This is a genomic window from Rhizobium herbae, assembly GCF_019511375.1.
GTDB classification, from domain to species: domain Bacteria; phylum Pseudomonadota; class Alphaproteobacteria; order Rhizobiales; family Rhizobiaceae; genus Pararhizobium; species Pararhizobium herbae_A.
Window position 1 is genome coordinate 78779 of the sequence record NZ_JAEUAO010000004.1, and the last position, 22893, is coordinate 101671.

Consider the following 22893-nt stretch of genomic DNA (forward strand, 5'->3'; position numbering starts at 1 on the left):
ACCAGACTGGAACGACCATGGCAGGCACGACCCGGCTTTCCGTCCGCAATATCCGCAAGAGCTTCGGCACGCATGAGGTGTTGCGCGGCATCTCGCTCGATGCCCGCGACGGCGACGTCATTTCGCTTCTCGGCGCCAGCGGCTCGGGCAAGTCCACCTTCCTGCGCTGTATCAATCTTCTGGAAATTGCCGATCACGGCGAGATTTCCGTCGATGGCGAACTGATCCAGATGGAGCAGCGCGGTGGCAAGAACGTTCCGGCGAACCGGCGCCAGGTGGACCGCATCCGCTCCGAGCTCGGCATGGTGTTCCAGTCGTTCAATCTCTGGTCCCACATGACGATCCTCGAAAACGTCATCGAGGGGCCGGTGCACGTCTTGAAGCGGCCGCGCGCCGAATGCATCGCGGAGGCCGAAGTGCTTCTGGAAAAGGTCGGCATTGCCGAGAAGCGCAATGCCTATCCCGCACATCTGTCGGGCGGCCAGCAGCAACGCGCCGCGATCGCCCGCTCGCTCGCAATGAAGCCCAAGGTCATGCTGTTCGACGAGCCGACCTCGGCGCTCGATCCGGAACTGGTAGGCGAGGTGCTGCGCGTCATGCGCTCGCTTGCCGAAGAGGGGATGACCATGCTGGTCGTCACCCATGAAATGAGCTTTGCCCGCAACGTCTCCAACCGGGTGATCTTCATGAAATCCGGCGAGATCGACAGCGATGGCGCGCCGGACCAGTTGTTCGGCTCAGGCGGTTCCCCTAGCTTCCGCCAGTTCATCGGCAATTTTGGAGGGTGATCGTGCAGGATATCGTGCTCGAAACGGCGCTCGACTGGCGCGCCGTGGCGGCGGTTGCCGATGGTGCGGCCCTTTCCCTGTCCGATAGTGCGCGCCAGCGGGTCGATACCGCCGGCCGCATCGTTGCGGCAATCGTCGAAAGCGGTGCGCGCGCCTATGGCGTCAATACCGGCGTCGGCGCGCTGGCCGATACCGTCGTCGATCGTCCGTCCCAGAGCCGCCTGTCGCGCAACATCATCCTCAGCCACGCTTGCGGTATCGGCCCGCTGCTGGATGCTCACGCGGTGCGTGCCATCATCGCGGCTCAGATAGCCAATTTCTCGCATGGCCATTCCGGCGTGCGCCCGGTGATCGTCGAGACGTTGCAGGCTTTCCTGCGTGAAGACTGCATTCCCGATGTGCCCGCGAAAGGTTCCGCCGGCTATCTCTCCCACAACGCTCACATCGCGCTGGTACTGATCGGCGAGGGCGGGGCACGGTTGAAGGGGAGACCCACCAGTGGCGCCGAGGCCCTGAAAACCCTCGGGATCGCGCCGCTGGTGCTGCAGGCGAAGGAAGGTCTGAGCCTCGTCAATGGCACTGCCTGTTCGACGGGCCTCGGCTCGTTGGCTCTGGCGCGCGCCGAGCGCTTCCTTGAATGGGCCGATGCCATCGCGGCACTGACCGTCGAGGCGCTCGGATGTCAGGCGGCGGCCTTCGACGCGCCGGTGCTGGCGCTTCGCAAGTCGAAGGGCATCGCGAAGGTCGGCAGGGTGCTGCGCGAACGCCTGGCTGGCAGCGGCCTGATCGAAGCTGCCAAGGGCGCGCGCACACAGGATGCCTTGAGCCTTCGCTCCGTTCCGCATGCGCACGGCGCCGGCTGGGATGTATTCGATTTTGTCGGTTCGATAGTCGATCAGGAACTTGCGTCCGTAACCGATAATCCCGCCGTATCCGGCACGCCGGAAGCTCCCCTTGTTTCTTCCGAAGCACATGCCGTCGCACCCGGCCTCGGTCAGGCGCTCGATAGCCTGGCGGTCGCCGTCGCCCAGATCTCGGCGATGAGCGAGCGGCGGATCGACCGGCTGGTCAACCCGCTGGTAAGCGGCCTGCCGGCCTTCCTGGCGACCGATCCGGGCGCCGGGTCCGGCTTCATGATCGCGCAATATACGGCCGCGGCACTTGCTGCGGAAAACCGGCGGCTCGGTGCGCCCGCGAGCCTCGACGGGGGCGTCACCTCGGCGCTGCAGGAGGATTTTCTCGCGCATCCGACGGCTGCGGCCAACAAGCTGCTGGCAGTCATTGACAATGCCGAACAGATTCTCGGCATCGAATTTGCCGCCGCCGCGCAGGCCCAGGACTTCAAGGCTGCGGTCGCGCCTCGAGCCAAGGGAACAGACGCGCTCTATCGTCATATCCGCGCTGTTCTGCCAACCTATGCCGACGATCGGCCACTTGGCCGGGATCTGGAAAAGGCGCGCGACCTCCTGCGCCGGGCGACTCCTCCCGGCAACTGAATCTCCTGAAAGGAACTGCCATGCCCGCCCATTTCGACGTTGCCGTTGTCGGCCTTGGCGCCATGGGCAGTGCGGCTGTTGCGCATCTGGCCGCCCGCGGCGTGAAGGTGATCGGCATCGACGCCTATTATCCCGCGCATGCCTTGAGCTCGTCCCATGGCGACAGCCGCCTGATCCGGCTCGGCTATTTCGAGGATCCGTCCTATGTGCCACTGCTGCTGCGCGCCTATGCCAACTGGCGGGCGCTCGAGGCGCGGCTGCGCGAGGATATCCTGACGATCACCGGCGTGCTGCAGATCGGCAAGCCCGACAGCAAGATCGTCAGCGGCACAAGGAAATCCTGCACTCTCCATAATCTGCCGCTCGAAACCCTCGGCCCCGACGAAATGCGCCGGCGTTTCCCGGTATTCTCGCTGGACGAGGACGAGGTGGCGCTGCTCGATCCGCAGGGTGGATATCTCCGGCCCGAAGCCGCCGTCATGGGCTATCTGAAGCTCGCTGCCGCCGATGGCGCCGCGCTGCATTTCGGGGAACGGGTGACCGCCGTCGAGCCGAGCGAGACCGGCGTTTCCATCGTTTCCGGCACGGGCCGCTACACGGCGGCCAAGGTCATCGTCGCCACCGGGTCTTGGATCGGCGAACTTGTGCCGGCGCTGCGCGATCATGCGGTGCCGATCAAGCAGGTCGTCTCGTGGTATCAGCCGGTCGATGGGTTCGTCACAACGCCGCAGCGCATGCCGGTGTTCATTCGGGATGAAGGCGAAAACGGTTCCTTCTTCGGTTTCCCGGCGATCGGCGTCGATGGTGTCAAGGTTGGCCGTCACGCGCATTTTCGCGAGCCGATCGATCCGAACCAGCCCAACCCGGCCGTCAACGAGCGCGATACTAACCTGCTCGACAGTTTCATCCGTCACCGGCTACCGGCCGCGGCCGGCCTGCGCGTCCGCTCGACCACTTGCCGCTACACGATGCTGCCAAGCGAAGATTTCCTGCTCGATCTCCTACCGGACGACAAACGCATCGTCGTCGCGTCCCCCTGTTCGGGCCACGGCTTCAAGTTCACCAGCGTCGTCGGAGAGATCCTCGCCGACCTGGCGCTGGATGGCGGCACGGACCTGCCGATCGACGCCTTCTCCTTCGAGGCGATGGACCGGTTTTCAAGTCCGGCGTAGGCAGTCTGCGGGGCTCTCCGGGGCGAGTGTGCAGAGCCTCAGACGGGAGAAATGTGGATCAGATAGGCCTCCGTCGGCATGTCGGAGGTAATCAGCACGACGCCTTGCAGGATGGCACAGTCCAGCCGGGCAAGCTCAACTGCGTAATCTGCGGAATCGATCCGTACATTGCCGAGCGACAGAAGCATGGTGACGCCGCCCTCCGCATCCATATGATGCTGCCCCTCGACAATCCGCTTTTCAACCTGATGCACCCACTGCCCGCGCCGGGTCATGACGTTCAGATCGACGATTGCGCCCGATAGCAGCCGTGCCGAGGTCGCAGCATCGGCCGGAAAGGCAAACGGCTTGGATGCCTGCGTCAGCACGACCGGCGCTCGGCCTGCTATGTCCAGTTCCATGCCTTCTCCCTGGAGGATCGACAGGGTCCGGTCTATGCCGGGAAACACCGAGAAGGGCCCGTCGCTGCCGACAGTCGCCATGCTGACGCGCCAGCCGAACGTGGCGAGATCGGCCTCCGGCGGGAATACGGCGACCTCGATCGTTTCGCCTCCGCCGTTCTTCCACGGCATGCGGCGGTAGGTGTCCGCCTTTAGTACCAGCGGGCGGTTGTATTTGGGTTGTTGCGCGATGGACATTGTAAACCTCGGATGGAGTGGACTAAGTTTAATGGACTAAGTCCGCAGGAGGGCGATGATGGAAACCGTTAATATACACGAAGCGAAGACACATCTCTCGCGCCTGATGGAAAAGGTGGCCAAGGGCGAGTCCTTCATCATTGCCAAGGCCGGCAAACCGATCGGGAAGCTCGTGCCGCTCGATGAAACGGAAACGCCGAAAAAACGCCGTATCGGTTTCATGAAGGGCGAAATTGTTGTCCCAGAAGATTTCGATACGATGATGGCGGATGAGATCGAGGAAATGTTTTATGGCGGTAGCCTGTTTCCCAAATGAGATTTCTCCTCGACACGCACATTCTGATCTGGGCGGCCGGCGATAGTGCGCTTTTGCCGAAGACCATCAGACCTCTTATCGAGGAGACCGGCAACGAGCTCCTCTTCAGCCCGGCCAGCATATGTGAAGCACGGGACTGGCCGCGGCGGCTTTCACGCCGACCCTTTCGTGCTGCGCTACCGTCTCCTGGAAAACGGATATGTCGAACTTCCGATAAGCAGCGAACATGCCATTGCGATTGCGGGTCTGCCCCTCATTCACAAGGACCCCTTCGATCGGATCCTGATTTCTCAGGCCATTATCGAGGGGGTCCCGCTTATCACTGTTAATCAGGCAGTCCTTCAGTATCCCGGACTTCCGAAATACCCATTGGGATAGCGGTCAGTTCCCGAGAATTCCCGGCAGCCGCAGGCCTTTGTCCTTGGCGCAGTCGAGGGCGATCTCGTAGCCGGCGTCGGCGTGGCGCATGACGCCCGTTGCCGGGTCGTTCCAGAGAACGCGTTCGATGCGCCGTGCGGCATCGTCCGAGCCGTCGCAGCAGATGACGACGCCCGAGTGCTGCGAGAAGCCCATGCCGACACCGCCGCCGTGATGCAGCGATACCCAGGTGGCGCCGGACGCGGTGTTGAGGAGCGCGTTCAAGAGCGGCCAGTCGGACACGGCGTCGGAGCCATCCTTCATCGCTTCGGTTTCGCGGTTCGGCGAGGCGACTGAACCTGAATCCAGATGGTCACGGCCGATGACGACCGGAGCGCTCAGTTCACCGTTCTTGACCATCTCGTTGAAGGCGAGGCCGAGGCGATGACGGTCGCCGAGGCCGACCCAGCAGATGCGCGCCGGCAGGCCCTGAAAGGCAATGCGCTCGGCGGCCATGTCGAGCCAGTTGTGCAGGTGCTTGTTGTCGGGGATGAGCTCCTTGACCTTGGCGTCGGTCTTGCGGATGTCCTCCGGATCACCCGACAGGGCAGCCCAGCGGAACGGACCGATGCCGCGGCAGAACAGCGGGCGGATATAGGCAGGCACGAAACCCGGGAAGGCGAAGGCGTTTTCCAGGCCCTCTTCCTTGGCAACCTGGCGGATGTTGTTGCCATAGTCGAAAGTCGGGATGCCCATGTCCTGGAAGGCGATCATCGCCTCGACATGTTCGCGCATCGAGGCGCGGGCAGCCTTTTCGACGGCTTTCGGGTCGCTTTGGCGCTTTGCCTTCCACTCAGCCATGGTCCAGCCCTTCGGCAGGTAACCGTTGATCGGGTCGTGCGCCGAGGTCTGGTCGGTGACCATGTCGGGGCGGATGCCGCGACGAACCATTTCCGGCAGGATTTCGGCGCAGTTGCCGAGCAGGCCAACGGACTTCGCTTCACCGGCAGCGGTCCAGCGCTTGATCATCTCCATGGCTTCGTCAAGCGTTTCCGCCTTGGCGTCGACATAACGGGTGCGCAGGCGGAAATCGATCGAGTCCGGGTTGCATTCGACCGCAAGGCACGAGGCGCCCGCCATGACGGCGGCTAGCGGCTGGGCACCGCCCATGCCGCCGAGGCCGCCGGTCAGGACCCACTTGCTCTTGAGGTCGCCGTCGTAATGCTGGCGGCCGGCTTCGACGAAGGTCTCGTAGGTGCCCTGCACGATGCCCTGCGAACCGATGTAGATCCACGAACCGGCGGTCATCTGGCCGTACATGGCGAGACCCTTCCTGTCCAACTCGTTGAAATGATCCCAGGTCGCCCAATGAGGCACGAGGTTGGAATTGGCGATCAGCACGCGCGGCGCATCCTTGTGAGTGCGGAAGACGCCGACAGGCTTGCCGGATTGCACCATCAGAGTTTCGTCTTCATTGAGGTCGCGCAAGGTTTCGACGATCTTGTCGAAATCGGCCCAGGTGCGGGCGGCGCGGCCGATGCCGCCGTAGACGACCAGTTCGTGCGGGTTCTCGGCCACTTCCGGATCGAGATTGTTCATCAGCATGCGAAGCGGCGCTTCGGTCATCCAGGATTTCGCGGTCAGTTCGGTGCCGCGGGCTGCGCGGACGTCGCGGATGTTGTGACGAGGATTGGTCATTTGGTTCCCCTTTTGCTGTGTGCCAGTGTCAGCGCCGTCGTTTCGATGCGCGTGAGAATGTCTTTGAGGTGAATGCGAAGCTTGGTCGCCTTGGCTTCGTCATAGGCGAAGGGCGGCGTTTCCGTGGTCAGGTGCGTGGATTGCGCCAGTTCCATCTGGATCGCGTGGACGCCGGTTTCCGGCCGGCCATAATGGCGCGTCGTCCAGCCACCCTTGAATCGGCCGTTGAGGATGCTGGTATAGCCCTCTGCGTTCAGTACGACATCGACAGCTGCGTTCTGGATGGCCGGATCGCAGGTCTTGCCGCTATCGGTGCCGATGTTGAAATCGGGAAGCGTGCCTTCGAACAGGAACGGAATATCCGAGCGGATCGAATGGCAGTCATAGAGCACGGCGATGCCATGGATTGCCTTGACCCGTTCGATCTCGGCCGCAAGTGCGGCGTGATAGGGTGCGTGAAAGTCGGCAAGCCGCGCGGCAATGTCGACTTCGGTCGGCTCTTCGCCGTCCCTCCAGATCGAAACTCCGTCGAAATCCGTGTTAGGCACGAGGCCTGTCGTGTTCTGCCCGGGATAGAGGCTGATGCCTTCCGGATCGCGATTGGCGTCGATGACGTAACGATGGAACGTGGCGCGTACCGTCGTCACATTCGGCAGCAATCCCGCATAGAGATTGTGAATATGCCAGTCGGTGTCGGCGAGGATGCGGCCATTATCGTTCAGCCGCGCCCAGATCGCCGGCGGAACGTCGGTGCCGGTGTGCGGGAAGCCGAGAATGACGGGCGATGTGCCCTGACGGATTTCGAAGACACTCATGGCTTCCCCTCCCCAACCCCTCCCCACAAGGGGGAGGGGCTAGACTGCCGAGCCTTTCCGCGCTCCATAGGCTGCGCGAATGAAGAGCCGTTGATCCTATGCGCCGGTGCTGCGGGGTTAAGCCCCTCCCCCTTGTGGGGAGGGGGTGGGGAGGGGTTCTTTAACGTCATCTTCAAATCTCCAGAACCGGCAGTATGCCTGCGGAAACCGCGGCGTTCAGCGCGCCGGAGCCGACGAGGTCGCTCGCCGCCTTGAGGTCATCAGCCATGTAACGGTCGATCTCCAGCGTCGGGACAGCGGAGCGGATCGTGGCGATGGCCTTGGTGAGCTCCGGGCTGGTGACGAGCGGCGCGCGGAAATCGATGCCTTGCGCGGCTGTCAGGGCCTCGATGCCGATGATTGAAAACAAGTTTTCAGTCATCTGCAGCAAGCGGCGGGCGCCGTGGCAAGCCATCGAGACATGATCTTCCTGGTTGGCCGAGGTCGGGGTGGAATCGACCGAGGCCGGATGCGACATCTGCTTGTTTTCCGACATCAGCGCAGCCGAGGTCACTTCGGCGATCATCAGGCCGGAGTTGAGGCCCGGTTTCTTGGCGAGAAACGCCGGCAGGCCGTAGGACAGTGCGGGATCCACCAGAAGCGCGATCCGGCGCTGCGAGATAGCGCCGATTTCGCAGATGGCGAGCGCAATCTGGTCGGCGGCGAAGGCGACGGGCTCGGCGTGGAAGTTGCCGCCGGAGACGACGGAATTGTCGGTCAGCACCAGCGGATTGTCGGTGACGGCATTGGCTTCGATCTCCAGCGTGCGGGCAACCGAGCGCATGAGATCGAGGCAGGCGCCGTCGACCTGCGGCTGGCAGCGGATGCAGTAGGGATCCTGCACGCGCTCGTCACCCTCGATATGGCTCTCGCGGATCACCGAGCCCTTGAGCAGGCCGCGCAGGGCAGCCGCCGCGTCGATCTGGCCCTTGTGGCCGCGCAGCGTGTGGATGTCGGGATGGAACGGCGCTGAGGAGCCCATTGCGGCATCGGTCGAAAGCGCGCCGGTGATCAGCGCGGACTGGGCCGCCCGGTGGGCGCGGAACAGGCCGGCAAGGGCGAGCGCTGTCGAGACTTGCGTGCCGTTGATCAGCGCCAGACCTTCCTTGGCGGCCAGCACGACCGGCGTCAGGCCGGCGCGCTCCAAAGCTGTGCGGCCGTCGAGCCGTTCGCCGCCGAAGAACGCTTCGCCTTCGCCCATCATTACTGCTGCCATATGGGCGAGCGGCGCAAGGTCGCCCGAGGCGCCCACGGAGCCTTTTTCCGGAATGACCGGGATGACGCCCTTTTGCATCATCGCCTCGATCAGGCGGACGAGTTCGAGCCGGACGCCCGATGCGCCGCGTCCGAGCGAGACGAGCTTCAGCGCCATGATCAGGCGCACGATGTTCTCGGCAAGCGGCTGGCCGACGCCGCAGCAGTGGGAGAGGATCAGGTTGCGCTGCAGGGTGGCTACATCGGCGGCATCGATCCTGATGCTCGCCAGTTTGCCGAAGCCGGTGTTGATGCCGTAGACCGGCGCGTTGCCTGCGGCGATCTCGGCGATGCGGGCGGCGGCCTTCTCGATGCCCTGGTCGAAGGACGAATCAAGCCGGGCGGGCTTGCCGGTCCAGTAGATGGTTTCGAGCGTCGAAAGCGGGACGGAGCCCGGCTGAAGAATAAGGGTCATAAGTCAGTCCTCACCAATGCGCGGAGCCAGGCTCACGCGTCTTAAGATTTCAATGTCCGTTGCGGACGCGCGCATGCAGCGGGTTGAAGCCCATGCGGTAGACGAGTTCGGCCGGTCGCTCGATATTCCAGATGGCGAGATCGGCCCATTTCCCGGGCTCTAGCGTTCCCACCTCATCGACGAGCCCGAGTGCGCGTGCGGCCTCCCGCGTCACGCCGGCGATGCATTCCGTCACCGTCATGCCGAACAGGGTCGCTGCCATGTTCATGGTCAGAAGCAACGAGGTCAGCGGCGAGGTGCCGGGATTGCTGTCGGTGGCGATCGCCATCGAAACACCGGCCTTGCGGAATACGTCGATCGGCGGCTTCCTGGTTTCGCGGATAAAATAGAAGGCGCCGGGCAGGATGACCGCGACGGTGCCGCTCTTTGCCATGGCCGCAGCGCCGGCCTCGTCGGTATATTCGAGGTGATCGGCCGACAGCGCACCGTATTCGGCGGCAAGGGCAGCGCCATGCAGGTTGGAAAGCTGGTCGGCATGCAGCTTGACCGGCAGGCCGTGCGCCTTGGCCGCATCGAATACCCGCCGCATCTCGTCGGTCGAAAAGGCGATCCCTTCGCAAAATCCGTCGACCGCATCGGCGAGGCCCTCCGCGGCGATGGCGGGCAGCATTTCGTCGGCGACCTTGGCGATGTAACCCGCCTTGTCGTCCTTGAATTCCGGCGGAAGCGCATGGGCGCCGAGGAAGGTGGTACGGACGGCAATATCGCGCTCGTCGCCGAGCCGGCGCGCGGCGCGCAGGGCCTTTGCTTCGTTTTCGAGGTCGAGGCCGTAGCCGGACTTGACTTCGACAGTCGTCACGCCCTCGGCGATCAGCGCATCGAGGCGCGGGAGCGTTTGGCGGACGAGTTCGTCTTCGCTGGCTTCGCGCAGCGCACGAACCGACGAGACGATGCCGCCTCCGGCACGCGCCACCTCTTCATAGGTTGCGCCGGCAAGGCGCATCTCGAATTCGTTGGCGCGATCTCCGGCATGGACGAGATGGGTGTGGCAATCGATCAGGCCGGGGGTGATCCAGCGGCCACCGCAGTCAATGACTTCGCCGGCGTTTTCGATGGGGAAGGGCAGGCCTGCCTCACTGCCGGCATAAAGGATGCGTCCGTCCTCGACGGCGATGACGCCATCCTCGACAAGGCCGAGGCCCGGCATGGCAGGATTCAGTGTCGCGAGCCGCGCGTTCCGCCAGAGGCGATCGCAAGCGACAGGTCGGGACCCGTCCGGTGTCGATTTTATGGAAGACATCGTTTTCCAGCCTTTCCTTTTCGTGCTATTATGTATAGACATAAAGAAAATGAGCGCAAGTGGTTTTTTGATTTTATCGAAAACGGGAGAGGGTTCGGCCTTGGACAGCATTCATGTGAAATCGGCCTTGTTGCCGGCAGGATGGCAGAAGGATGTGCGGATATCGTTCGATGGCGGGCGGATTGGTTCGGTCGAAACCGGGGCGTCTGCTCAGACGGAAGATGAGCGCCACGACATCCTCCTGTCCGGCATGCCGAACCTGCACAGCCACGCATTCCAGCGCGGCATGGCGGGGCTTGCGGAAACGCGTGGGCCCGGTGCGGACAGTTTCTGGAGCTGGCGTAATGTGATGTACCGTTTCGCATTGTCGATGACGCCGGACCATGTCGAGGCCGTTGCCGGCCAGCTCTATGTGGAAATGCTGGAGGCCGGCTTTTCCCGCGTCGGCGAATTCCACTATCTCCACCACGGTATCGATGGCAGCCCCTATGGCGACATCTCCGAAATGGCGCAGCGGATTGCCGCCGCCGCTTCGCAGACAGGCATCGGCCTGACGCTGCTTCCGGTATTCTATGCGCACTCGACCTTCGGCGGTGCCGCACCGAACGAGGGTCAGCGGCGCTTCATCAATTCGCTCGAGAGCTTCGAGCGGTTGCTCGACGGCTGCCGTTCCGCGGTCAAAGGTTTGCCGGATGGACGCGTCGGCGTCGCGCCGCACAGCCTGCGGGCGGTGACCCCGGAAGAATTGGCGGCCGTCGTCGCGATGGCAAAGGATGGGCCGATCCATATCCACGTCGCCGAGCAGGTCAAGGAAGTGGAGGATTGCCTGAGCTGGTCCGGCGCGCGGCCGGTCGAATGGCTGCTCGACAATGCCGGTCTCGATGGCCGCTGGTGCCTCATCCATGCGACGCACATGACGGGCGACGAGACCCGACGCATGGCTGAAAGCAAGGCGGTCGCCGGGCTTTGTCCGGTGACGGAGGCCAATCTTGGCGACGGCACGTTCAATGCGGTCGTCTTTGGCGAAACGGGCGGGAAATTCGGCGTCGGTTCGGATTCCAACGTGCTGATCGGGCTTCCCGACGAGCTTCGGCAGCTCGAATATTCGCAGCGCATGGCGCACCGCTCGCGTAACGTCCTTGCCGCCCCCGGCCAATCCACCGGCCGCGCGTTGTTCGACGGTGCGCTTGACGGCGGCAGCATCGCCTTGGGTTCAAAGGCGGCATCGAAGACGGGAATTGCCGTCGGTAATCCGGCGGATTTCGTCAGCCTGGCGGTGCCGGATGGCGGCCTCGCCGATGACGCGGTTCTCGATTCCTGGATCTTTGCCAATGGCACCAGGCCGGACTGCGTCTGGGTCGCGGGCCGCAAGAAGGTCGAAGGCGGACGCCATAAGCGACGCGACGAGATATCCTCCCGGTTCCGCAAGGTGATGACTGAGCTTTTGGCATGATGGATTTCACTTGGTGCAACGCGTTTCAGTATGGGCGGCACCGGAAAATTTCTGCTAGGACCGAATGCATACACAAAAGCGAGTAAGACGGTGAAATCGCAGGGCGAGGCAGATCTGGAGGCTGTGACGCCGCTTGCCGAAGGGGCGGGCGAGATGTCGCTGCATCAGCGCATCCTCGGCGATATCGAAGACCGGATCCTTTCCGGCGAATGGCAGCCGGGCTTTCGCATTCCCTTCGAGGTCGATCTTGCCGAGCAGTACAAATGTTCGCGGATGACCGTGAACAAGGCGCTGACGCAACTGGCGAAAACGGGGTTGATCGAGCGGCGGCGGAAATCCGGCAGCTACGTGACGCAGCCGCGCGCCCAGTCGGCGGTGCTTGAAATCCGTGATATCAAGCTCGAAGTCCAGTCATTGGGTCTCGCCTATGACTATAAGCTGATCGCAAAGGCACGGCGCCGGAGCAATGCGGACGACAGGGCAAGGCTCGGCCTCGAAGCCGCAGCACCTGTCCTCGATATAACCTGCACGCATTTTGCCGGAAGCAGGCCGTTTTGCGTTGAGCAGCGCCTGATCAATCTGGCAGCGGTGCCGGATGCGGGGGAAGAGGATTTTGAGGAAATGGCGCCGGGCCCCTGGCTGTTGAACCGGGTCCCCTGGAGTGCTGCCGAACACACGATCAGGGCCGTGGCGGCCAATGAACCGGTCGCCGCTGCCCTTGGCTTGGCCGTCGGGACCCCGTGCCTGACGGTCGAACGGCGCACCTGGAGCAATGGCTCCTACATCACCCATGTGCGCCTGATCTATCCGGGCGAGCGACATGCGCTGGTCGCCAATTTCACGCCGTCGCAGCCGAAGTGACGGCAAGTCGCCGATTATTTCTTCGGCTTTGCGCCGGACAGTTTCGGAACTTCCTTCGTGAGTGTCGCACTGAAGGGTGTTGCTGCCTTGGCCGCAACCTTGTCCTTCTTCGGTTTCCTGACTTCCTTGTTGCTCTTTACCTGTCCCTTGGCCATGGCGTGTCTTCCTCGTGCGAAAAATGAATCGTCCACGCGCTTGGATGCAATGCAGTCAGTGGCACCGAACGCGGCGGATAGCCGACCATGAACGATGCCGTGGTTCGAGACAATCGGAAAATTTGAAGGGAATTTGGCGGGACGAAACAGCCAATCAATCCGCTGTTGATGCGTCCACGCCAAATTCGAGGCTCATTTGGATGAGGTCGTCCCACAGGCTTTCGGCGAAGCCGCGCAAGACCATGACTTCGAAGCTATCTGTGCCCGTTCGCGTGATCAGCGCCGAGATGTGGCCAATCAGGGTCATGGCCGAGTGACCGATGGTAAAGCTCGCCTGATCGAGATCGACAGCCGTGCCCTTGGCGAGAACGGCCTCGACGGATGCACCGCTGATGGCGATCCGGACGCGACCGTGGCTTTGATCTGCAATCGATGCCCTGCTTGCGAGGAGCGCGGCCTTGCCGGAGAGATCTGCGGCGGAAAGAGCCGCGTCGCCGACGACGAACCATTGCCCGGGCCCATAGGCGCGGACCGCATAAGGACCGCCGTCGCCGATCTGTGCGACCAGGCTCTGGAGAGCGCCACTTCCATGCGCTGCGAGTACGTGCAGCACGTGACCCTCGGGGAGGGCCGTAAGCGCGATCCTTGAGCCCGTTGAAACGGCGCCGAACGAGCCAGTCTTTGCGCCCGCAAGGGCAGAGCGGTGGAGGAGGGCGAAATCAACCATGGAGCTTTTCGTTTTCCGGATCGAAGAAGACCGGGCTGCAGAGCACGGCCTTAGTGTATTCGTTCTTCAGGTCGTTCCAGACCGTCACCTGCTCGCCGTGGCGCTTCGGTCCATGCTTGACGAGCGCCAGGCCGATGGTGGATCCGAGGTTCGGCGAGTAGCAACTGGAGGTCACATAGCCCTGATCGTTTTCCAGCGACGGCGCCGCGGCCTCGGAAAGGATGTGCGAGCCGGTCCTGAACGTCGTCACCGGGTCGAGCGGCTTGACGCCGACGAGCGAGAGCCGGTCCTGCGCCACCATTCCGTCGCGCGACAGCATCGCCCTGCCGATGAAATCCGGCTTGGCCATCGAGACCATCTTTGCAAAGCCGAGGTCGGCCGGGGTTACGGTGCCGTTGATCTCGGAATGGGTAACGTGGCCTTTCTCGATGCGCATCACGCCAAGGGCCTCGACACCATAGGGGCAGATGCCATGCGGGCCGCCTGCTTGCATGATCGCATCCGCGACGGCTTCGCCGTAGCCGGCGGGAACTGCCAGTTCGTAGGCGAGTTCGCCGGAGAAGGAGATGCGGAACAACCGACCGGTCAGCTTGCCGCCGAACAGCGAGACTTGCCTGGCGCCAAGGAAAGGGAAGGCCGCGTCGGAAATATCCTCATCGACCAGCGTCTGCAGAATGGTCCGCGACTTCGGCCCGGCGACGGCAATCTGCGCCCACTGGTCCGTCGAGGAAGCGAACTGCACGTCGAGTTCGGGCCAGAGCGCCTGAGCGCAAAATTCCAGGTGATTCATCACGCCGGCGGCATAGGCCGTGGTCGTCGTCATGAAGAAGTGGTTATCGCTGAGCCGGCTCGTCGTGCCGTCGTCATAGATCATGCCGTCTTCACGCAGCATCAGGCCGTAGCGTGCCTTGCCGACCGGCAGTTTCAGGAAGGCGTTGCAATAGACGCGGTTGAGGAACTCCGCGGCGTCCTTGCCGAAGATCTCGATCTTGCCGAGCGTCGAGACATCGCAGATGCCGGCGTTCTTGCGCACGTTCAGCACTTCACGATCGACGCTTTCGCGCCAGGTCGTTTCGCCCGGCTTGGGGAACCAGGAGGAGCGGTACCAGAGACCGGTTTCGACGAAGACGGCCCCGTTCTTCCTGGCCCAGTCGTGCAGCGGCGATTTGCGCACCGGCTGGAAATGCTTGCCCTTGGAGGAACCCGCCAGTGCGCCGAAGGAGAGCGGCGTGTAGAAGGGGCGAAAGGTCGTCGTGCCGACATCGGCTGGCGAAACCTTGCGGGCCTCGGCGAGAATGCCGATGGCGTTGATGTTGGACAGCTTGCCCTGGTCGGTTGCCATGCCGTTGGTGGTGTAGCGCTTGGTAAGCTCGACATGGCCGTAACCTTCGCTGACGGCAAGCCCGAGGTCCTTCAGGTGCACGTCGTTCTGATGATCGACAAAGGCCTTGGCCTTTGCGCCGCGCACATACCAGAGCGGCTTGGTGACGGTCGCTGTGTCGGGCGCAGGAGCGAAGGCGGGGGATGCATTGGAAAAGCCGAGGTTGCGCAGAACGCTTCCGGCTTTTTCGGCGCCGTCGGCGAGGCAGGCTTCGAGGGCGCCCACGCCTGCGGCCGAACCGGCGATGGTCAGGCCGTCCTGCGTTTCCGGCGCTAGAAAAGCTGCCTTGGCGTCCGACCAGACCGGCCTTGCGCCGCGATGGCAGGCGAGGTGGATGATCGGGCTCCAGCCCCCGGACATGGCAAGCGCGTCCGCCTCGATCGCTTCGGGCGTGCCGCCCTTGATCATTGTCACGCCAGTCAGTGCCTTGCCGCCCTTGGCGTCCTGAATCAGAGCGCCCGGGAAGACGGGGGCACGGCCGGCCCATGACGAGGGCGCGCCGGCGCGGCTGTCGGCGATGGCTGCCACTTCAAGCCCCGCAGCCTCGAGGTCGGTCGCCGTCCGGTAGCCGGATTCATCATTGGTGAAAATGACGGTGCTTTTGCCGGGTGCGATCGCCTGCCGGTTAAGATAGGAGCGCATGGCGCCCGCCATCATCACGCCTGGAAGATCATTGCCGCCGAAGACCAGCGGCCGTTCTTCCGCGCCAGACGCGAGGATCGCGTGTCTGGCGGCGAGGCGCCACAGGCGCTCGACCGGCCGGTTCGGGTCGATGGTGGCGGTATTCTTCTGCACGCTCTCGACGGCGCCGAAGACATTGCCGTCATACCAGCCGAAGACGGTGGTACGGGAGAAGATGCGGACATTGGGAAGGCTGGCCAGTTCGGCGAGCGTTTCACCAAGGAGGTCGGCCGCGGCTTTTTCGCCGATTGCCGCGGTCTCCGTAAGAAGCGAGCCGCCGGGCTCGAAACCTTCATCGGCGAGAATGACGCGCGCCCCGGCACGGCCGGCGGTCAGCGCGGCTGCAAGGCCCGCCGGGCCCGCGCCGATCACCAGCAGTTCGCAATGCGCCCAGCATTTCTCGTAGCTGTCCGGATCGGGCTCGTAGGTGGCGCGACCGAGACCGGCTGCCTTGCGGATGATCGGCTCGTAGACCTTCTCCCAGAAGGCCGCCGGCCACATGAAGGTCTTGTAGTAGAAGCCGGCGCCGAGGAAGGGGGAGAGCAGGCTGTTGACGGCGCCAAGGTCGAAATGGACGGACGGCCAGCGGTTCTGGCTTTTTGCTTTGAGGCCGCTGTAGAGCTCGACCAGCGTCGCGCGGGTATTGGCCTCGGTGCGTCCGCCTTCGCCGATCGTCACGAGGGCATTGGGCTCCGCCGCGCCCGCCGTCAGGATACCGCGCGGGCGATGGTATTTGAAGCTGCGGCCGACGAGCTGGCGGCCGTTTGCGAGAAGCGCCGATGCCAGCGTGTCGCCGACAAAACCCTGCATCGGCTTGCGGTCGAAGGTGAAGTCGAGCGGCCTGGCGCGGTCGATCCGGCCGCCCTTGGAAAGACGGAAGGAACTCATGCGGTCCCTCCCTGAGTGCTCGCGTCCGATACGGAATAGACAACATGAGTCAGGGTATCGCGCTCAACGACGAGCCAGCGGCGGCAGCCGGACGTGTGGTGCCAATATTCCTTGTGGCGACCGCGCGGGTTGTCGCGCAGATAGACGTAAGCGTACCAGGCGTCCTCGCCGGCATCCGCGGCGGGGCGGGCGATTGCGGCGTCACCTTTCACGGTGAATTCTTCCTTTGGGCGCGGCCCGCAATGGGGGCAGGCGATCAGGCTGGCCATTTAAAGTCCTCAATGCAGATTGGGTTGCGAGCCGACGCCCTTTTCATCGATCATCCGGCCGCGTGAAAAGCGGTCGAGTCGGAAGGCCGCAGCCGTTTCATGCGGTTCGTTCCTGGCGATCAGATGGGCGTAGCAGAAGCCGGAAGCGGGCGTGGCCTTGAAGCCGCCATAACACCAGCCGGCATTCAGATAGAGATTGTCGATATGGGTGCGGTCGATGATCGGCGAGCCGTCCATGCTCATGTCCATCACGCCGCCCCAGGAGCGGAGCACGCGAACACGCGACAGCGCCGGGATCATCGCGACACCCGCCTCGGCGACATGTTCCACCGTCGCCAGATTGCCGCGCTGGGCATAGGAATTGTAGCCGTCGATATCGCCGCCGAAGACGAGGCCGCCCTTGTCCGATTGCGAGACATAAAAGTGTCCGGCGCCGAAGGTGACGACGTTGTCGATGAACGGCTTCAACCCTTCCGAGACGAAGGCCTGCAGCACATGGCTCTCGATCGGCAGCTTCATGTCCACCATATCGGCAACGACGGTCGAATTTCCTGCCGCCGCCAGCGCCAGCTTGCCACAGCCGATGAAGCCCTGGCTGGTCTCGACGCCGGTGACGCGACCGTTTTCGCGACGAATGCTGGTGACCTCGCAATTCTGGATGATATCGACGCCGCGACTGTCGGCGCCGCGGGCATAGCCCCAGGCAACCGCGTCATGCCGCACGGTGCCGCCGCGCTTCTGCATCAGGGCACCCTGGATCGGGAAGCGGGCATTGTCGAAATCGAGGAAGGGCAGCATCTGGCGCACGGTGTTGCGATCGAGCAGCTCGGCATCGACGCCGTGCAGGCGCATCGCATTGCCGCGACGCGTATAGGCATCGCGCTGGGCGTCGGAGTGATAGAGGTTGAGCACGCCGCGCTGCGAGACCATGGCGTTGAAGTTGAAGTCCTGCTCCAACCCCTCCCAGAGCTTCATCGACAGCTCGTAGAACGGGTTGTTGCCCTGCAAGAGGTAGTTGGAGCGGATGATCGTCGTGTTTCGCCCGACGTTGCCCGAGCCGATATAGCCCTTTTCCAGCACCGCGACATTGGTGATGGCGAATTCCTTGGCGAGATAGTAGGCGGTCGAAAGGCCGTGACCGCCACCGCCGACGATGATCACATCATAATGATTCTTCGGAACCGGGCTACGCCAGGCCGGCTGCCAGCCTTTATTGCCGCGCAGGCCGTTTAGAAAAACGGAAAAGGCAGAGTAGCGCATGATCGATTCACCTTGGGAACTGGAGCGATCATGACAGGATTGATTTTCCTCACTTGCAGAAAAGAGACCTATTACGTCATAAATAGGTCACGGCAGCAGAAGATCTCAAAAACGTGCAGAACATCGGTTTCATTCTCATTCCCGGGTTTGCGCTGATGTCCTATGCGTCGGCGATTGAGCCGCTGCGCGCCGCCAATCTTCTGGCTGGCAAAGAAATCTACCGCCTGTCGTCCCACGCGCCGAATGGCGACATGGCGCTATCGTCCTCGGGAATTCCTGTTCCCTCGCAACCGCTTCCCAGACGCGGTAGCCGCCTTCACACGGTCTTTGTCTGCGCCGGCGGTTCGCCGGTAGACTGGAATGTGCCTGCCGTTCTCGCCTGCCTGCGCCGATTGGTGCGCGAAGGCGTTCGTATCGGCGGCATTTCCGGCGGGCCTTATCTGATGGCCGCCGCCGGCCTGCTGAGGGATCGTGACTTTACCATCCACTGGGAGCATGCGCCGGCTCTGATGGAGGCTTTTCCGGATCTCGTGCCGCGCCAGGCCCGTTATGTCCTCGACGGCAACCGCATCACCTGCGGCGGCGGGGTTGCGCCGCTCGACATGATGCACGCTTTGATCTCCGAGCGCATGGGAGCCGATTTCGCCCGCCGGGTGAGCGACTGGTACCTGCATACCCAGGTGGAAGCTTCCGGCGCGCCGCAACGGGCCTCGCTGGCCGAGCGTTACAAGGTTAATCACCCGGGCCTGTTGACGGTCCTTGAAAAGATGGAGGCGACGATCGAGGCGCCGCTCGACCGGCAGGCCATGGCCGCCCTGGCCGGTGTGTCGCCGCGTCATCTGGATCGTTTGTTCTCAAGCCTCATGCAATCGTCGTTCCTGGTGGAATATCGCAAGCTCAGGCTCAATCATGCGCGGCGACTGCTTTTGCAAAGCCCGCTTTCGATCTCCGAAATCGCTTTCGCCACCGGCTTTTCCAGCGCCGGCCATTTTTCGCGCAGCTACCGCGAGGCTTTCGGAGAGGCGCCGCGCCAAGGGCGGCAGGTGATCACCACCCCGCCTGCGGAATAAATTTCTTCCGGGTTGAGAAATTTTCACTCTCAGGATAGTATCTTGTCCGAAGGCATGGGGGAGAAACATGGCGAAGAAGACTGCCGAGATCGATATTGGCCGCACGACGGATGACGAGCGCCCGGCGCTGAAGGCGGCCTTCTCGCAGGATCCGCACGCGCTGCGCGAGCCGAAGGAAAACAACCTCGAAATCGCCATCGGCCATGAAGTTCGTGCCTTTCGCAAGAAGCTCGGTATTACCGTAACCGACCTTGCTACGGCCACGGGCATTTCGCTGGGCATGTTGTCGAAGATCGAGAACGGCAACATTTCGCCGTCGCTGACGACGCTGCAATCGCTTTCACGGGCCCTTGGCGTTCCTGTGACAGCATTCTTCCGGCGTTACGAGGAGGTGCGCAACGCCGTTTTCGTCAAGGCGGGCGAAGGTGTTGAACTGGAGCGACGCGGCACCCGCGCCGGGCATCAATACAAACTGCTCGGCCATATCGACAACAATACCTCCGGTGTCATCGTCGAGCCCTATCTCATTACCCTGACAGCCGATTCCGATACGTTCCCGGCCTTTCAGCACGAAGGCATGGAGTTTCTATACATGCTCGAAGGCGAGGTTGTGTACCGCCACGGCGACCGGCTTTTCACCATGCAGCCCGGTGACAGCCTGTTTTTCGACGCCGATGCGCGCCACGGTCCCGAGCAATTGGTGAAGCTGCCGATCCGCTATCTTTCAATCATCTCCTATCCACAGACGCGGGGCGCGATTTCCTGACGTCGTGGCGCAAAAATCTTGCCTTAAAAGAAAAAAACTTTCCTTTCAGTTGAAATTTGAAACGGCAACTGCTATCCCTTCTTCAGCAACGAAATGAGGGATCGTCTCCATGTGCGGAATTGTCGGATTGTTTTTGAAGGACAAGACACTGGAGCCCAGACTGGGCGCCATGCTGGCCGATATGCTGATCGTCATGACCGATCGCGGCCCTGACAGCGCCGGCATCGCAATCTATGGCGCGCCGTCCGGTGGCCGCGCGAAAATCACCGTTCAATCCTCCAGGCCCGCCGTCGATTTCGCCGGGCTTGAAGCTCTGCTGAAGCACCTTGACGCCGGTGTCACCGTGGATCTGAAAAGCACGCATGCAGTGATCGAGACGGATGCCATGCAGGCTGCAGCCGTGCGTGATCTGCTTGCCGAGCAGCGGCCGGACGTGCGGGTCATGGGCTCGGGCGACAGCATCGAGATCTACAAGGAAGTCGGCTTGCCGAAGGATGTGGTTGCCCGTTTTGGCATTCGCGAGATGGGCGGCACGCATGGCATCGGCCATACCCGCATGGCAACGGAATCGGCCGTCACCACGCTCGGCGCGCATCCGTTCTCGACCGGCGCGGACCAGTGCCTGGTGCACAACGGATCGCTCTCCAACCACAACAACCTGCGCCGCGAACTGGTTCGCGAAGGCATGAGGTTCGAGACGCAGAACGATTCCGAAGTCGCGGCTGCCTATCTCACCAACGAGATGGCCAAGGGCAAGGATCTGGGTCAGGCATTGACCAGCGCGCTTGATGACCTCGATGGTTTCTTCACTTTCGTCGTTGGCACGAAGTCCGGCTTCGGCGTCGTGCGTGATCCGATTGCCTGCAAGCCCGCCGTCATGGCCGAGACGGATCAGTACATCGCCTTCGGTTCCGAATACCGCGCGCTCGTCAACCTGCCGGGCATCGAAGACGCGCGTGTCTGGGAACCGGAGCCAGCCACAGTCTATTTCTGGGATCATGAAAAGGCAGCTTAATCGTGGATATCAGCGTAAAACGAGAAAGTCTGGAAGCGATGCGAGTGTTCGATCTTGCCACCACGCCGCTGCGCGAGTTGAACAGCGCGCTGCACGCGATCGCTCCCGGCACGAACGACACGAATTTCGAAGTCGTCAACCCGCGTGGCAGCCATGCGGTGGCTGTCGGCATCGACCAGCCCGTCACAGTCGAAGTGCGCGGCAGCGTCGGCTATTACTGCGCCGGCATGAATGACGGCGGTACGGTGACCGTTCACGGATCCGCCGGCCCCGGCGTCGCCGAGAACATGATGTCGGGAACCGTCGTCATCGAGGGCGATGCCAGCCAGTATGCGGGCGCCACCGGCCGCGGCGGCCTGCTCGTCATCAAGGGCAATGCCGCCTCGCGCTGCGGCATCTCGATGAAGGGTATCGACATCGTCGTCCACGGCAGCATCGGCCATATGTCGGCGTTCATGGGCCAGTCGGGCCATCTGGTCGTGCTCGGCGATGCCGGGGATGCGCTCGGGGATTCGCTCTACGAGGCCAAGCTTTTCGTTCGCGGCGCGGTCAAGAGCCTCGGCGCCGACTGCATCGAGAAGGAAATGCGATCCGAACATCTGGCGAAGCTTGCAGAACTGCTCGCAAGGGCTGGTGTCACCGATGTGAGCCCGACGGAATTCAAGCGCTACGGTTCGGCCCGCAAACTCTACAATTTCAACATCGATAACGCCGAAGCGTACTAAGGCAGGGACAGAGAGATGAGCTATCACAACCCGTATACCCCGCCGCGCAAGTCAGCGACCTTCGACGATTATACGCTGGCTGAGATCCGCCGGGCGGCGGCAACCGGCATCTACGATATCCGCGGCGCCGGCACCAAGCGCAAGGTGCCGCATTTCGACGACCTGCTGTTCCTCGGGGCCTCGATCTCGCGCTATCCGCTCGAGGGCTATCGGGAGAAATGCGACACGACCGTCGTGCTCGGGTCGCGCTTCGCCAGGAAGCCGATCACGCTGAAGACGCCGATCACCATCGCCGGCATGAGCTTCGGCGCCCTTTCCGGCAACGCCAAAGAGGCGCTCGGGCGCGGCGCGACCATCGCCGGAACGTCGACCACCACCGGCGACGGCGGCATGACGGACGAGGAGCGCGGCCATTCGCAAACCCTCGTCTACCAGTACCTGCCATCGCGCTATGGCATGAATCCGAAGGACCTGCGCCGCGCCGATGCCATCGAAGTCGTGGTCGGCCAGGGCGCCAAGCCCGGCGGCGGCGGCATGCTGCTCGGCCAGAAGATTTCCGACCGCGTCGCCAACATGCGCAACCTGCCGAAGGGCATCGACCAGCGCTCCGCCTGCCGCCATCCCGACTGGACGGGCCCGGACGATCTGGAAATCAAGATCCTCGAACTGCGCGAAATCACCGACTGGGAAAAGCCGATCTATGTGAAGGTCGGCGGCGCGCGGCCCTATTACGACACCGCGCTCGCCGTAAAGGCCGGCGCCGATGTGGTGGTGCTCGACGGCATGCAGGGCGGCACGGCGGCGACGCAGGACGTCTTCATCGAGAATGTCGGCATGCCGACGCTCGCCTGCATCCGCCCCGCAGTCCAGGCGCTGCAGGATCTCGGCATGCACCGCAAGGTGCAGCTGATCATCTCGGGCGGGGTGCGTTCGGGCGCCGATGTGGCCAAGGCCCTGGCGCTCGGCGCCGATGCGGTTGCCATCGGCACGGCGGCGCTCGTCGCCATCGGCGACAACGATCCGCATTGGGAGGAAGAATATCAGAAGCTCGGTACGACGGCCGGCGCCTATGACGACTGGCATGAGGGCAAGGACCCGGCCGGCATCACGACGCAGGACCCGGAACTGATGATGCGCCTCGACCCGGTCGCGGCGGGCCGGCGTCTTGCCAACTATCTGAAGGTGATGACGCTGGAAGCGCAGACGATTGCGCGTGCTTGCGGCAAGAACCATCTTCACAATCTGGAACCGGAAGACCTCGTCGCATTGACGATCGAAGCCTCCGCCATGGCCCAGGTGCCGCTTGCCGGTACCAGCTGGATTCCGGGCAAGGGAGGCTTCTGACCCTTAACGA

General features: G+C 63.0%; 21 protein-coding genes. 11 read left to right on the plus strand and 10 right to left on the minus strand.

What is annotated here, in order from left to right; translation table 11 throughout:
* Positions 1 to 17: 17 nt before the first annotated feature.
* Genes JNB71_RS17180 through solA form a run of 3 tightly spaced genes read left to right on the plus strand, consistent with a single transcriptional unit; the run spans position 18 to position 3456 of the window.
* Positions 18 to 788, plus strand: a complete 771-nt coding sequence (locus JNB71_RS17180; RefSeq protein ID WP_220373363.1) for an ABC transporter ATP-binding protein — start codon at positions 18 to 20, stop codon at positions 786 to 788.
* A gap of 2 nt (positions 789 to 790) precedes the next feature.
* A complete protein-coding gene (locus tag JNB71_RS17185; RefSeq protein WP_220373040.1) occupies positions 791 to 2284 on the plus strand; it encodes an HAL/PAL/TAL family ammonia-lyase in 1494 nt (497 codons plus the stop codon).
* Positions 2285 to 2304: 20 nt separating this feature from the next.
* Positions 2305 to 3456 (plus strand): N-methyl-L-tryptophan oxidase, encoded by a 1152-nt coding sequence (gene solA / locus JNB71_RS17190; RefSeq protein ID WP_220373041.1) that lies wholly within the window; start codon positions 2305 to 2307, stop codon positions 3454 to 3456.
* A 38-nt stretch (positions 3457 to 3494) separates the two neighbouring features.
* Here solA and JNB71_RS17195 read toward each other — a convergent pair whose 3' ends face one another.
* Positions 3495 to 4094 (minus strand): HutD/Ves family protein, encoded by a 600-nt coding sequence (locus JNB71_RS17195; RefSeq protein ID WP_223215904.1) that lies wholly within the window; start codon positions 4092 to 4094, stop codon positions 3495 to 3497.
* 58 nt (positions 4095 to 4152) lie between these two features.
* Between JNB71_RS17195 and JNB71_RS17200 the strand changes: the two genes are divergently transcribed.
* A complete protein-coding gene (locus tag JNB71_RS17200) occupies positions 4153 to 4410 on the plus strand; it encodes a type II toxin-antitoxin system Phd/YefM family antitoxin (RefSeq protein ID WP_220373042.1) in 258 nt (85 codons plus the stop codon).
* A 381-nt stretch (positions 4411 to 4791) separates the two neighbouring features.
* On the opposite strand, the gene hutU is transcribed toward JNB71_RS17200, so the two are convergent.
* The 4 genes from hutU to hutI form a co-directional block, all read right to left on the minus strand.
* On the minus strand, positions 4792 to 6465 hold the full coding sequence (gene hutU, locus JNB71_RS17205; protein ID WP_220373043.1) for a urocanate hydratase: 1674 nt from the start codon (positions 6463 to 6465) through the stop codon (positions 4792 to 4794).
* Complete coding sequence (gene hutG / locus JNB71_RS17210) at positions 6462 to 7280, minus strand: N-formylglutamate deformylase (protein WP_220373044.1); 819 nt, start codon at positions 7278 to 7280, stop codon at positions 6462 to 6464. The genes hutU and hutG overlap by 4 nt, the downstream gene beginning before the upstream one ends.
* A 172-nt stretch (positions 7281 to 7452) precedes the next feature.
* Positions 7453 to 8988, minus strand: a complete 1536-nt coding sequence (gene hutH, locus JNB71_RS17215; protein WP_220373045.1) for a histidine ammonia-lyase — start codon at positions 8986 to 8988, stop codon at positions 7453 to 7455.
* Between the two features lie 49 nt (positions 8989 to 9037).
* Positions 9038 to 10195, minus strand: coding sequence for an imidazolonepropionase (hutI, locus tag JNB71_RS17220; protein ID WP_431029164.1), 1158 nt, complete (start codon positions 10193 to 10195; stop codon positions 9038 to 9040).
* Positions 10196 to 10388: 193 nt separating this feature from the next.
* Between hutI and JNB71_RS17225 the strand changes: the two genes are divergently transcribed.
* Both JNB71_RS17225 and hutC read left to right on the plus strand, forming a co-directional pair.
* On the plus strand, positions 10389 to 11741 hold the full coding sequence (locus JNB71_RS17225) for a formimidoylglutamate deiminase (RefSeq protein WP_220373047.1): 1353 nt from the start codon (positions 10389 to 10391) through the stop codon (positions 11739 to 11741).
* 153 nt (positions 11742 to 11894) lie between these two features.
* Entirely contained in the window at positions 11895 to 12602 is a 708-nt protein-coding gene (hutC, locus tag JNB71_RS17230) for a histidine utilization repressor (RefSeq protein WP_220373365.1), read from the plus strand.
* Positions 12603 to 12616: 14 nt separating this feature from the next.
* Here hutC and JNB71_RS17235 read toward each other — a convergent pair whose 3' ends face one another.
* The 5 genes from JNB71_RS17235 to JNB71_RS17255 all read right to left on the minus strand — a co-directional run bounded on the left by JNB71_RS17235 (position 12617) and on the right by JNB71_RS17255 (position 17963).
* Positions 12617 to 12757, minus strand: a complete 141-nt coding sequence (locus JNB71_RS17235) for a hypothetical protein (RefSeq protein WP_220373048.1) — start codon at positions 12755 to 12757, stop codon at positions 12617 to 12619.
* A 154-nt stretch (positions 12758 to 12911) separates the two neighbouring features.
* The gene (locus tag JNB71_RS17240; protein WP_220373049.1) at positions 12912 to 13484 is read right to left on the minus strand and encodes a sarcosine oxidase subunit gamma family protein; all 573 of its coding nucleotides are present in this window, start codon (positions 13482 to 13484) and stop codon (positions 12912 to 12914) included.
* On the minus strand, positions 13477 to 16434 hold the full coding sequence (locus JNB71_RS17245) for a sarcosine oxidase subunit alpha family protein (protein WP_220373050.1): 2958 nt from the start codon (positions 16432 to 16434) through the stop codon (positions 13477 to 13479). Before JNB71_RS17245 ends, JNB71_RS17240 begins: the two co-directional genes overlap by 8 nt.
* Positions 16431 to 16703 (minus strand): sarcosine oxidase subunit delta, encoded by a 273-nt coding sequence (locus JNB71_RS17250; protein WP_220373051.1) that lies wholly within the window; start codon positions 16701 to 16703, stop codon positions 16431 to 16433. The genes JNB71_RS17245 and JNB71_RS17250 overlap by 4 nt, the downstream gene beginning before the upstream one ends.
* A 9-nt stretch (positions 16704 to 16712) precedes the next feature.
* The gene (locus tag JNB71_RS17255; RefSeq protein ID WP_220373052.1) at positions 16713 to 17963 is read right to left on the minus strand and encodes a sarcosine oxidase subunit beta family protein; all 1251 of its coding nucleotides are present in this window, start codon (positions 17961 to 17963) and stop codon (positions 16713 to 16715) included.
* Between the two features lie 155 nt (positions 17964 to 18118).
* Between JNB71_RS17255 and JNB71_RS17260 the strand changes: the two genes are divergently transcribed.
* The 5 genes from JNB71_RS17260 to JNB71_RS17280 all read left to right on the plus strand — a co-directional run bounded on the left by JNB71_RS17260 (position 18119) and on the right by JNB71_RS17280 (position 22883).
* Positions 18119 to 19033 carry a GlxA family transcriptional regulator gene (locus tag JNB71_RS17260; RefSeq protein ID WP_222857339.1) on the plus strand — a complete coding sequence of 305 codons (915 nt, stop codon included), beginning with the start codon at positions 18119 to 18121 and terminating at the stop codon, positions 19031 to 19033.
* 67 nt (positions 19034 to 19100) lie between these two features.
* On the plus strand, positions 19101 to 19799 hold the full coding sequence (locus tag JNB71_RS17265; RefSeq protein WP_223215905.1) for a helix-turn-helix domain-containing protein: 699 nt from the start codon (positions 19101 to 19103) through the stop codon (positions 19797 to 19799).
* A 109-nt stretch (positions 19800 to 19908) separates the two neighbouring features.
* Positions 19909 to 20814 (plus strand): class II glutamine amidotransferase, encoded by a 906-nt coding sequence (locus JNB71_RS17270; RefSeq protein ID WP_220373054.1) that lies wholly within the window; start codon positions 19909 to 19911, stop codon positions 20812 to 20814.
* Positions 20815 to 20852: 38 nt separating this feature from the next.
* A complete protein-coding gene (locus tag JNB71_RS17275) occupies positions 20853 to 21539 on the plus strand; it encodes a GXGXG domain-containing protein (RefSeq protein WP_220373367.1) in 687 nt (228 codons plus the stop codon).
* Between the two features lie 15 nt (positions 21540 to 21554).
* Entirely contained in the window at positions 21555 to 22883 is a 1329-nt protein-coding gene (locus JNB71_RS17280) for an FMN-binding glutamate synthase family protein (protein ID WP_220373055.1), read from the plus strand.
* Positions 22884 to 22893: the final 10 nt, after the last annotated feature.